Source organism: Streptomyces sp. CBMA123 (assembly GCF_014596465.1).
Lineage (GTDB): Bacteria > Actinomycetota > Actinomycetes > Streptomycetales > Streptomycetaceae > Kitasatospora.
Genome location: NZ_MECK01000001.1, coordinates 302,357 through 313,543, shown reverse-complemented (window position 1 = coordinate 313,543; position 11,187 = coordinate 302,357). Strand labels below are relative to the sequence as shown.

At 73.9% G+C, this 11,187-nt stretch carries 9 protein-coding genes; 6 read left to right on the top strand and 3 right to left on the bottom strand.

Translation table 11 applies throughout. The features are described from left to right. Positions 1-1,209: DUF4139 domain-containing protein (locus BG452_RS01445; RefSeq protein WP_188302236.1), on the bottom strand; the 1,209-nt coding region annotated here is incomplete at its 3' end. 431 nt (positions 1,210-1,640) lie between these two features. Here BG452_RS01445 and BG452_RS01440 point away from each other — a divergent pair. The 5 genes from BG452_RS01440 (at position 1,641) to der (ending at position 7,854) form a co-directional block, all read left to right on the top strand. Beyond that, the gene (locus BG452_RS01440) at positions 1,641-2,726 is read left to right on the top strand and encodes a prephenate dehydrogenase (protein ID WP_188302235.1); all 1,086 of its coding nucleotides are present in this window, start codon (positions 1,641-1,643) and stop codon (positions 2,724-2,726) included. 54 nt (positions 2,727-2,780) lie between these two features. Further along, positions 2,781-3,899: a DUF4419 domain-containing protein gene (locus BG452_RS01435; protein WP_317620852.1), complete on the top strand. Its 1,119-nt coding sequence runs from the start codon at positions 2,781-2,783 to the stop codon at positions 3,897-3,899. Next, the gene (locus BG452_RS01430; RefSeq protein ID WP_188302234.1) at positions 3,896-5,278 is read left to right on the top strand and encodes a DUF4419 domain-containing protein; all 1,383 of its coding nucleotides are present in this window, start codon (positions 3,896-3,898) and stop codon (positions 5,276-5,278) included. Before BG452_RS01435 ends, BG452_RS01430 begins: the two co-directional genes overlap by 4 nt. Before the next feature lie 236 nt (positions 5,279-5,514). Continuing rightward, positions 5,515-6,252, top strand: a complete 738-nt coding sequence (gene cmk, locus BG452_RS01425; protein WP_188302233.1) for a (d)CMP kinase — start codon at positions 5,515-5,517, stop codon at positions 6,250-6,252. A gap of 147 nt (positions 6,253-6,399) precedes the next feature. Next, entirely contained in the window at positions 6,400-7,854 is a 1,455-nt protein-coding gene (der, locus tag BG452_RS01420) for a ribosome biogenesis GTPase Der (RefSeq protein WP_188302232.1), read from the top strand. 122 nt (positions 7,855-7,976) lie between these two features. On the opposite strand, the gene BG452_RS01415 is transcribed toward der, so the two are convergent. Together BG452_RS01415 and BG452_RS01410 are read right to left on the bottom strand one after the other, a co-directional pair. Continuing rightward, positions 7,977-8,669 carry a hypothetical protein gene (locus tag BG452_RS01415; RefSeq protein ID WP_188302231.1) on the bottom strand — a complete coding sequence of 231 codons (693 nt, stop codon included), beginning with the start codon at positions 8,667-8,669 and terminating at the stop codon, positions 7,977-7,979. Between the two features lie 205 nt (positions 8,670-8,874). After that, positions 8,875-9,729 (bottom strand): hypothetical protein, encoded by an 855-nt coding sequence (locus tag BG452_RS01410; RefSeq protein WP_188302230.1) that lies wholly within the window; start codon positions 9,727-9,729, stop codon positions 8,875-8,877. Between the two features lie 595 nt (positions 9,730-10,324). Here BG452_RS01410 and BG452_RS01405 point away from each other — a divergent pair. Further along, positions 10,325-11,092, top strand: coding sequence for a transglycosylase family protein (locus tag BG452_RS01405; RefSeq protein WP_188302229.1), 768 nt, complete (start codon positions 10,325-10,327; stop codon positions 11,090-11,092). Positions 11,093-11,187: the final 95 nt, after the last annotated feature.

Sequence of the window (11,187 nt, the reverse complement as noted above, 5' to 3'; positions counted from 1 at the left end):
GGGTGGGCGTGGCTGATCAGGCCGAGCGCGGGCGCCAGGATCGCGGCGGAGGCGACGCCGAGCAGGACCCGGGCGGCCAGGTAGACGGTGGCGCCGGGGGCGAGGGCGGCCAGGGCCTCGGCGGTGGGGGGCGGGGGGGGGGGGGGGGGGGGGGGGGGGGGGGGGGCGGGGGGGGGGGGGGGGGGGGGGGGGGGGGGGGGGGGGGGCGGGGCGGTCGGCGGCGGCCGCGTCGTAGCCGGTGAAGAGGTCGGACAGGCCGGCCGGGGGCTCGCGCCAGCCGGAGGGCGGCGGGGCGGGCTGGCTGCGGCCGATCCGCAGTGAGGCGAGTCTGGGCAGGTCGGTGCGGCGTTCCAGGTCGGCGGTGGAGAGGGCGAGCCGGACGCCCGTCCAGTCCTCGCCGGTGTACTGGGCGACGGCGGCGCGCAGGACCAGGTGGGCGGTGTCGTCGCCGGTGCGGTGGCTGAGGCGGTAGGTGGGCACCCAGCGGGCGGTGGGGACGCCGTACTCCAGTTCCAGCTCGACCGGTTCGGTGCCGGTGCTGGTGCCGGGGGTGCCGGGCGTGGTGGTCAGGGTGAGCAGGACGGTGTCGGTGGCCTGAACCGGTTCGGTCCGCTCGGCGGTGGACGCGCAGTCCAGCCGGTCGGCGGCCAACTGGCGCTCGTGGTCGGCGAGTTCGATCTCCCGGGTGAGCCGCTCGGCGCGCTCCTGGAGGCCGGCCAGCCGCTCGTCGACGAAGTCGGCGAGCTCCAGCCAGGCCTCGGCCGGGGTGCGGCGCAGTGGTTCGTCGGGGCGGCGCTGCGGTGGGACGGCGCGCAGGGCGGTGGTCTCGGCGATCGCGGCCTGGACCAGCCGGTGGCGCTCGTTCAGCGCGCCCTGGCGTTCCATGGCCTCGTCCAACTCGCGTCGCAGTACTGGGAGTTCGCCGGGCTCGTGGAGTTCGGCGAGGGTTTCCAGTCGGGCCTCGACGACCGCCGTGCCGGCCGGGCCGGCGAGCACCCGGGCGCGCAGCGAATCGGCGTGCAGCGAGTCGGGCAGGCCGGTCAACCGCAGCCGTCCGTCGGGCGGGACCGGGACGGTGGCCCGGCGCCGGCACACCGCGCCCTCGGCGTACACCACGACGGAGTCCAGGACGGACGGGTGGGCCGGTACGGCCGGCGGTTTCGACGGCCCGGTGTGACTGCTGTGCTGATCGTCCCGCTGGTCGTCCATGCGCAACCCCTTTGTTCGCGTCCGGTGTGCCGCGGCTCGCCCCGCCGTCCCCCTCGGGCGGCCAGTCTGCCCCGCGCGGGGCCGGGCGTCGCCGGATTTCCCGGGGCACGGCGTGTGCACTGTGTGGGACGGGGGGCGGGGCACCGCGGTTGCCGGAGGTGGGGGCCGTCGGCGCGGTTGCCGGGGACGAGTTGTCCGCGGGGTTGCCGGCGGCGTTGCCGACGGGGTGACTGCCGGGGTTGCCGGGGGCGGGGTTACCGGAGTTGTCGGCGGGGTTCTCGGGGTCGGGGGTTTCGGGGGACCGTCGGGTGGGAGGATGGGCCCGGGTGTTCCCGGCCGACTCCGGTACCTGTCGCGACACCGGCACCTGTTGAGAACCGCCAGTGACAAACCGTCCAGTCGAGAACCGTGATCGAGGAGAGCCACCCGCCATGCGCACTGCCGTCGTCGTCGGCACCGGCCTGATCGGCACCTCCGCAGCCCTGGCCCTGGCCGCCCGCGGGCTGACCGTCCATCTGGAGGACGCGGACCCGGACGCGGCCCGCACCGCCGAGTCGCTCGGCGCCGGCACCACCGAACCGGCCGAGGGCCCGGTCGACCTGGCGATCATCGCCGTCCCGCCGGCGCTGGTCGGCAAGGTGCTGGCGGACTGCCAGCGCCGCAACCTGGCGCACTGGTACACCGACGTGGCCAGTGTGAAGTCCGGTCCGGGCAGCGAGATCGCCGCGCTCGGCCTGGACACCGTCCACTACATCGGCAGTCACCCGATGGCCGGCCGCGAGCGCTCCGGGCCGCTGGCCGCCCGTGCCGACCTGTTCGAGGGCCGCCCCTGGGTGCTCACCCCGACCGCCGACACCGACACCGACACGCTCAACGCCGCGCTGGAGCTGGTCGCACTGTGCGGCGCGGTGCCGATCGTGATGGACGCGGACGCGCACGACCGGGCCGTGGCCCTGGTCTCGCACGCCCCGCAGCTGGTCTCCTCGCTGGTCGCGGCCCGGCTGGAGCACGCCGACGAGACGGCCATAAGGCTGTCCGGCCAGGGCGTACGCGACGTGACCCGGATCGCCGCCTCCAACCCCGGGATGTGGGTCGACATCCTGTCCGCCAACGCGGGCGCCGTCGCCGACGTGCTGGAGGACGTCGCCGGCGACCTCGGTGAGACCGTCAGCGCGCTGCGCGCCCTGGCGGCGGAGGAGGAGGGCATCCGCCGCTCCGGTGCCGAGGGCATCGAAGCGGTGATGCGGCGCGGCAACACCGGGCAGGCCCGCATCCCCGGCAAGCACGGCGCCCCGCCCACCCGGTACGAGACCGTCTCGGTGGTGCTCGGCGACCAGCCGGGCGAGCTGGGCCGGCTGTTCGGGGAGGTCGGCGAGGCCGGGGTGAACATCGAGGACGTCCTGATCGAGCACTCGGACGGGCAGCAGGTCGGCTTCGTCCAGCTGTCGGTGGCGCCGACGGCCGTCAAGCGGCTCACGGTGGCGCTGCGCGCGAGTGGGTGGAGCGTTCGGGACTGACCCACCCGTCGGGTGCGGTGGTCGGGCGGCGGGCCGGGTGGTGAGGGGGCGGGCGTGATCATCGAGTTGCCGCTGGGGGAGACCCGGTACGGGTTCGCCGGGGAACCGGTGGACCTCGGGAACGAGCGGTTCCTGCGGGCGGTGGTGGGCGGGGAGTTCCTGGTCCGCCACCGCAGCGTGTCGGCGATGGTCGAGCGGCCCCGGCCGCAGCCCGCCCGGCCGGAGTTCGTCGAGGCGTTCGCGGAGCCGGCGTTCGCGGAGCCCGAGCCGACCTGCAGCCTGCTGCTGCGCGCCGCCCACGCGGCCTTCGCGGAGCACCTGCCGCTCAGCCTGTCGCCGGACGTGCTCTGGTACGCGGTGGTGCACGAGGTCGCGGTGCACGTACGGATGTACCCGCCGCGCTACCGGGCGCTGTTCGGCGCGGCGGACCGGTCGCGGACGCTCGTCGTGCGGGACGACTCGCTGGCGGGGCCGGACGCCACCGGCCGGGACGCCGACTGGGCGCGGTCGGTGCGGCTGGTCCGGGAGCCGCTGGCGGCGGTACTGGGGGAGGAACTGGTCGAGCTGTTCCAGCCGTCCTTCTCCACCACCACGCCGGACGACGTCTCCTCGGCGCTGGTGGCGCTGATGGACGTGGTCAGCCCGTACTACGCCTTCCGCTGGGAGACCCGCTGCGGCATCCCGCGGATCCGGCTGGAGGGCACCGCTGAGGACTGGGCGCTGCTGGCGGCCCGGGTGGGCGCGCTGGCGGAGCGCTTCGACTGGCTGGCGCCGTGGTTCGCCGGGCTGCGCCCGGTGGTGGCGGAGATCGCGGCCACGGCGGCCGGCGGGCCGGTGGACGAGGGCTTCTGGCGCTCGCTGTACAAGTGGGAGTCGGTGTCCGGCGGGCCGCTGGTGACGGGCTGGCTCACCGCCTTCTTCGCCCACACCCAGTCCCCGGACGGGCCCAGGCTGCGGCAGACCTTCGACTGGCGGGCGGCGGCACGCTCGCCGTACCACCGGGACGCCTTCGCGGTGAACGACTTCCCCTCGCACCTGTCCACGGTGCCGTTCCTGTGGGATCGTCTGGGCGTCGAGCAGTCGATGATCTTCGTCGGCGGGGTGCTCGGGATCGAGCGGGACGGGGAGTACCTGCGGCCCCGGCTTGGGCACGCGGTGCTGGAGGTGCGGTGATCATCGAGGTTGCGCTCGGGGACGGGCGGGAGCCTGGGGATGTCGCGGAGCTGGAGGTCGTCGGGAACGACGGCTTCCTGGCGGCCGTGGTCGGTGGGTCGTTCAGCGTCCACCACCGCAGTACGGGGACGTTGCTGGCGGCGCCGAAGGAGTACGAGCCGGAGCTCGCCGAGCCGGAGCCGACCTGGAGCCTGCTCCTGCGCGCCGCGCACATCGCCTTCGCGGAGCACCTGCCGCTCAGCCTGTCGCCGGACGTGCTCTGGTACGCGGTGGTGCACGAGGTCGCGGTGCACGTCCGGCTGAACGCGGAGAAGTACGAGGGGCTGTTCAGCGCCACCCCCGGCGAGAAGCGGACCATCCAGGTCAGGGACGACAGCCTGCTGGACGCCGACCCGGACTGGGCGCGGTCGATCCGGCTGGTCCGGGAGCCGCTGGCGAAGGAGATCGGGCCGGAGCTGGTGGAGCTGTTCCAGCCCTCCTTCTCGACCACCACGCCGGACGACGTCTCCTCGGTGCTGGTCGCGCTGATGGACGTGGTCAGCCCGTACTACGAGTTCCGCTGGATCTCGATGTGCGGCATCCCGCGGATCCGGCTGGAGGGCACGGCCGAGGACTGGGCGCTGCTGGCGCGGCGGGCCGGGGAGCTGGCGGAGTGGTTCGAGCCGCTCGGGCCGTGGTTCGCCGGGCTGCGCCCGGTGCTGGCGGAGATCGCGGCCACGGCGGCCGGCGGGCCGGTGGACGAGGGCTTCTGGCGCTCGCTGTACAAGTGGGAGTCGGAGTCCGGCGGGGACTTCGTCTCCGGCTGGATCACCGCCTTCTTCGCCCACACCCTGACCGAGGCGGGGCCGGAGCCGCGCACGAGCTTTCAGTGGCGGGACGGGCGGGTGCGGTTCACCGAGAACGCCTTCCCCTCGCACGTCTCCAAGGTGCCGTTCGTGTGGGAGCGCCTGGGCGTCGAACGGTCGATGGCCTTCGTCGGCGGGGTGCTCGGGATCGAACGGGACGGCGTGTACGTACGGCCCCGGCTCGGGAACGCGGTGCTGGAGGTGCGGCGGGAGCCGGTGGACCCGGCGGCCGCGCAGGCGGCGCTGGCGGCGGCCCAGCTGCCGGAGGGGTGGACCATCGAGCGGGTGCGGGAGGTCAGCGGGTCGCAGTGGGCCAGGCTGGTGAGGACGGACGGCATCTCCGTCAAGGACGTGCGGGGCGAGCCCCTGGGCGGGGCGGTCGCCTTCATCCGCTTCTCGTTCTTCTGCCTGGTCCGGTGCGCGGACGACGACGATTGGCACCTCGGGCTTCAGACGTCGGACGGTGTGGTGCACCTGGAGGGCTCGTGCGGGCCGGACCTGGCGGGCGCGCTGGCGTCGGCGTCCTCGTGGTGACCGGGTGCTTGTGGTGACCGGGTGCTTGTGGTGACCGGGCGGTTGTGGTGACCGGGCCGCTTGTGGTGATCGGGCCGCTTGTGGTGACGGGGCCGCTTGTGGTGACGGGGCCGCTTGTGGTGACGGGGCCGCTTGTGGTGACCCGCCCGGGACGGGGTTCGGCGGCGGTCCATTAACCTTGAGGGAGACAATCCCCGGCCGTCCGCCCGCGCAGGCGTCGGCTTCCATGCCTCAGCATGCTCAGAGAGAGGTTCGCCCCCGTGGACACTGCCGACCGAGCGCACGCCCCGGTCGTCGTCGCCATCGACGGACCCTCCGGCTCCGGCAAGTCGACCGTCTCTCGGGCGGTCGCCGCCCGGCTGGGCCTGAGCTTCCTGGACACCGGCGCCATGTACCGGGCGATGACCTGGTGGATGCTGGCCAACGACGTGGACGTCGACGACCCGGAGGCGGTGGCCGTCGCGTGCGGCAAGCCCGTCATCGTGTCCGGTACGGACGCGGACGGGCCGACGATCACCGTCGACGGCCAGGACGTCTCCGGTCCGATCCGGGGCCCCGAGGTGACGGCGCAGGTCAGTGCCGTCTCCGCGGTGCCGGCGGTGCGGGCCCGGCTGGTGGAGCTGCAGCGCGGCTGCGCCGAGGTCGCGGAGCGCGGCATCGTCGCCGAGGGCCGGGACATGGGGACCGTGGTGTTCCCGCAGGCCACCGTCAAGGTGTTCCTGACCGCCTCCGAGGCGGCCCGCGCCGGGCGCCGGGCGGCCGAGCTGCGGGCCAAGGGCGTCGATGAGGCGACCATCACCGCGATGGCCGCCGACCTCGCCCGCCGCGACGCCGCCGACTCCTCGCGGGAGACGGCGCCGCTGGCCCAGGCCGCGGACGCGGTGCTGGTGGACACCAGCGAGCTCACCCTGGAGCAGGTGATCGGCCGGATCACCGCGCTGGTGGAGGAGCGGGCCGGACTGTCACCGGTCTGATCGGCCGATCGGTCTGACCATCTGATCTATTGAACGAACCGCGGGCCGTCGAGGCGCCGCGGAAGAAACCATCGCGCTGCCCCGACGGGGCAGGTACGCACGGCACGCCCCTGGGAAGGGCCGGGCCGGGAAACGGAACAGACGAACATGACCGCAGAGCACGCCGCCACCGGACCCGGTGACCTGGACGCCGCCGACTACGCCGAGTACATGGCCCTCGCCGCCGAAGAGGGCTTCGACCTCGACGGCTTCGACGGCATGGACGGCGCCGAGCACGTCCGGCTGCCGGTGCTGGCCGTCGTCGGCCGCCCGAATGTCGGCAAGTCGACCCTGGTGAACCGCATCATCGGCCGCCGTGAGGCCGTCGTCGAGGACAAGCCGGGCGTCACGCGCGACCGGGTCACCTACGAGGCCACCTGGAACGGCCGCCGTTTCAAGGTGGTCGACACCGGCGGCTGGGAGATCGACGTCCTCGGCTTGGACGCCATGGTGGCCGCCCAGGCCGAGCTGGGCATCGAGCAGGCCGACGCGGTGCTGTTCGTGGTGGACGCCAAGGTCGGCGCCACCGACACCGACGAAGCGCTGATCAAGCTCATCCGCCGGGCGGGCAAGCCGACCGTCCTGTGCGCCAACAAGGTCGACGGCCCGTCCACCGAGGCCGAGGCCGCCTACCTGTGGTCGCTGGGCCTGGGCGAGCCGTTCCCCGTCTCCGCCCTGCACGGCCGCGGCTCCGGCGACCTGCTGGACGCCGTCATGGACGCGCTGCCCGAGGCCCCGCCGCAGACCTTCGGCGACGCCGGCCCCGGCGGCCCGCGCCGGATCGCGCTGATCGGCCGGCCCAACGTCGGCAAGTCCAGCCTGCTGAACAAGGTCGCCGGGGAGGAGCGGGTGGTCGTCAACGAGCTGGCCGGCACCACCCGCGACCCGGTCGACGAGATGATCGAACTCGGCGGCAAGACCTGGAAGTTCGTGGACACCGCCGGTATCCGCCGCCGGGTCCACCTGACCGCCGGCGCCGACTTCTACGCCTCGCTGCGTACCTCCGCCGCGCTGGAGAAGGCCGAGGTCGCGGTCGTCCTGGTCGACGCCAGCGAGACCCTCGCCGAGCAGGACACCCGGATCATCTCGATGGCCGTCGAGGCCGGGCGCGCCGTCGTCATCGCCTACAACAAGTGGGACCAGCTCGACGAGGAGCGCCGCTTCTACCTGGAGCGCGAGATCGAGCGCGACCTCGTCCAGGTGCAGTGGGCCCCGCGCGTCAACGTCTCGGCCAAGACCGGCCGGCACATGGAGAAGCTCGTCCCGGCGATCGAGACCGCGCTGGCGGGCTGGGAGACCCGCGTCACCACCGCGCGCCTGAACGCCTTCCTCGGCGAGCTGGTTGCCGCCCACCCGCACCCGATCCGCGGCGGCAAGCAGCCGCGCGTCCTGTTCGGCACCCAGGCGGGCATCCGCCCGCCGCGCTTCGTGCTGTTCGCCTCGGGCTTCCTGGAGGCGGGCTACCGGCGCTTCATCGAGCGCCGGCTGCGCGAGGAGTTCGGCTTCGTGGGGACGCCGATCTCGATCTCGGTGCGGGTTCGGGAGAAGCGCAAGAAGAAGTAGGCAGAACGCACTTGAGGGCTCCGTCACCGGTGGTGGCGGGGCCCTCGGGCGTTTCTCGCGGGGGCGGGGTGTGACGGCGGCGGTCGGTGGTGGTCGCCCCTCGCGGGGTGTGACGGCGGCGGTCAGTGGTGGTCGCCGACGCGGCCCGGGGGGAGCGAGAGCATCTGGCGGTGGCGGCCGCCGGTGGGGGACGGGGCGGTGGCCAGGCCGGTGGCCGTGCCCAGCACCGGGGACGGCGGCGGCGGGGCGGGCACCGTGTGCGGGACCGCGCCGAGGTAGCCGGCGGCGACCCAGCCCTGGCCGTTGGTGAACTGGGGGGAGGGGGGGACGGCCTGGCCGTGGCCGTCGCTGGTGGCGGCGGTGGCAGCGACGGGCTCGGGGTGGGCGTGGCCGTGGCCGTGGGGTGGGGCGTACGGGCGGGACTGGCCGTGATTCTGACCGTGACTCTGACCGTGACTCTGGGCGTGATTCTGGCCGTGGGAGTGCTGCGACTGCGTCGGCATGAACTGGGGGAGGCCGGACGGCTGGCCCGCGTGGGTGTGGAAGGTCTGGTGCTGCGGGGGCGGGTACGGGCGCTGCTCGCCGAGCAGTGGGTAGCCGTCGCGGATCGCGAAGCCGGTGAACCTCAGGTCCTCCTCGCCCGAGCGGTCGCCGGGCAGGGCGCGGAACAGCCGTCGGTACTCGGAGTACAGCTCGTCGTAGATCGGGGTCGTCGAGTGCGGGTGCTCCGCGTCGTACGACGGGCGCATGCTCGGGATCGAGCGGGGGGCGGTGGCCGACCGTCCGGCGGGTGCGGAGACGTCGTAGCTGTACACGTAGGGGCCAACGAGTGAGAGGCGGCGGGGATGCGGGGGCGTTCGGCGTACGGAACGGGGGTGGGGGCGCGGCGGGGGTGCGGTCGTCGGGGCGCGGTGGGTGCGGGTGGGCGGGGTGGCGCGGGGCCGGGGATGGCGGGCGTCGGACGGGTGGCCGCTGCCGGGTCGTGCAGCGGCCACCCGTCCGACGCGCCGGAGCGGAGGATCAGGTGCCGGCCAGCGGGAGGGAGGCGGCGACCACCTGGCCCAGCGCCACCGCCCGCTCCAGCGCCTGGCGCAGCAGGTCCTCGCGGGGCTGACGGCCGACCATGCCGGCCGGGACGGCGTACATGGTGACCTCGGAGAGCTGGCTGGCAGCCATCCGCCAGGCGTCGGTGACCTGGAGCGGCTGGTGCGCCTGCCACCAGCCGGTGCTGCCGCCGGCCGCGGCGGGCTGCAGGATCGCGTGCAGCTTGCCCATGGCGACCAGGACCGACCAGCCGGGCAGCTGATCCGGGGTCTCGTCGAGGTCGGTGACCGACTGGAAGCCCGCGTCCTGGAGCAGGTCGAGGAACTCGTCCTCACCGGAGGTGCTGCCCGGGCGGCCGACCGGGCCGGTGGGCTCGACCACGAGGGAGGCGTGGCCGACCTTGCCGTGCAGGACGAGGCCGCAGGTGATGCCGAGGATGGCGGCCTGGCCGGGGGCGGTCGGCTGGGCCGGGGACCCGACGGGGGTGGTGGGGGCGGTGGGTGCGGGGATGGTGAGGTTCGGGCCGGGGACGGCGAGGTCCGGGGCCGCGGGCTGGGACTGGTTGATGCTGCGGACGGCGCCGACCAGTTGTTCCTCGGCCACCGGTACCACCTGGGAGGGGATGCAGCGGGCGTGGGCGAAGGCCAGGACGGCGGTCTCGTCGCCGACGAACAGCACCGTGCTGGTGGGCTCCACGTGGGTGTCGCCGGGGGTGCGGCAGGAGGTGCATTCGTAGCCGTCGGGGGCGCGGTCGCCGCCGAGCAGGCGGTCGGCCTCGTCGTCGCCGATCTCGGACCGGACCTCGTCGCTGACGTCGAGCATGCGCGGCACAGGGTCTCCTCGGATGGGTGCGGATGGGGTCATGGGGGCGGACTCGGGGAGGTCGCCATGCCCAACGGGCCCCTGTGTCAGGCGTCACGGGTGCCCGGCGAGGGTGACGGGAATTGCCCCGGATCCGACCGCGCCGCGTGTTCTCGTGGTCGCAATCTGTCGATGTCGGTGACGGGACTGCCGGAATGAAGCGGTGAGGTGAGTCACGCTGCTTCGACGTTTGATCTAGGAATCAATGGCTAAAGCGGACAATTCGGGCATGAATGTGCGGCCCTTACCGCCGGTAACCCTTCGCTGAGCTGGGCAGACCGGTGGAGTTTTGGTTTCCCCGCCGACCGGCTCGTAGCTTCTTGGACGGCGCAACGAGCGCCACCCGGGCTCACCCCCGACGCACCGCCCCCCGGCCCCGGCCGGGCGCGGCAGGTGCCCGCCGACGCGATCGCTCGAACGGATCGTCCCGGCGAGCGGCTGGGTGGCCAGGGCGGCAGCGGCACGTCCGACACGTGCACGGCCGTCCGACGGACGCGGCAAGCGAACGCGGCCCTCCCCAGGGTCTGGTTCCGCATGCCCGCCCGGGGCTGTCGAGAGGAACCTCATGACCTTCCGTAACGAGAACGCCGCTGCCACCACCACCGCCGCCACCAAGCGCAACCGCGTTCGGATGGCCGTCGTGGCGGGCGCCGCTGTCGCGGCCCTGCCGGTGGCCGGCCTCGTCACGGCCACCTCGGCCTCCGCCGCCCCCGTCTCCACCTGGGACTCCGTCGCCCAGTGCGAGAGCGGCGGCAACTGGGCCATCAGCACTGGCAACGGCTTCTACGGCGGCCTGCAGTTCACCTCCAGCACCTGGGCTGCCTACGGCGGCACCGCCTACGCCGCGCAGGCCAACCAGGCCACCAAGGCGCAGCAGATCGCCGTCGCCGAGAAGGTCCTCGCCTCGCAGGGCCCCGGCGCCTGGCCGGTCTGCTCCGTCAAGGCGGGCCTGACCAAGGGCGGAGCCCCGGCCGCCGTCGACACCTCGGCCGGCTCCACCGCCGCCAAGCCGGCGCAGACCCCCGCGCCGAAGACCGCCACCCCGAAGGCCGCCGCTGCCCCGAAGGCTGACGCCGCGCCGAAGACCGCTGCGCCGAAGGCTGACGCCGCGCCGAAGACCGACGCCTCGTCGAAGAAGGACGCCGCCAAGTCCTGGAACGGCTCCAACGACGCCAAGCCGGCCAAGGGCGACTACACCGTCAAGTCCGGTGACACCCTGAGCTCCATCGCCGCTGCGCAGGGCCTGGACTGGCACGACCTGTACAAGAACAACGCCAAGGTCATCGGTGGCAACCCGGACCTGATCCTCCCGGGTCAGACCCTGAGCATCTGAGCATCTGGGTGTCTCGGCGTCTGGGCAACTGAGTATCTGGGCAACTGGGCGTCTGGGCTCTGCTGAGCTGACCGCCCGTCTGGTCACCGATGCTC

Coding starts and splice junctions, on each gene's coding strand:
- BG452_RS01405 (WP_188302229.1), top strand. CDS start 10,325: ATGACCTTCCGTAACGAGAACGCCGCTGCCACCACCACCGCCGCCACC.
- cmk (WP_188302233.1), top strand. CDS start 5,515: ATGCTCAGAGAGAGGTTCGCCCCCGTGGACACTGCCGACCGAGCGCAC.
- BG452_RS01440 (WP_188302235.1), top strand. CDS start 1,641: ATGCGCACTGCCGTCGTCGTCGGCACCGGCCTGATCGGCACCTCCGCA.
- der (WP_188302232.1), top strand. CDS start 6,400: ATGACCGCAGAGCACGCCGCCACCGGACCCGGTGACCTGGACGCCGCC.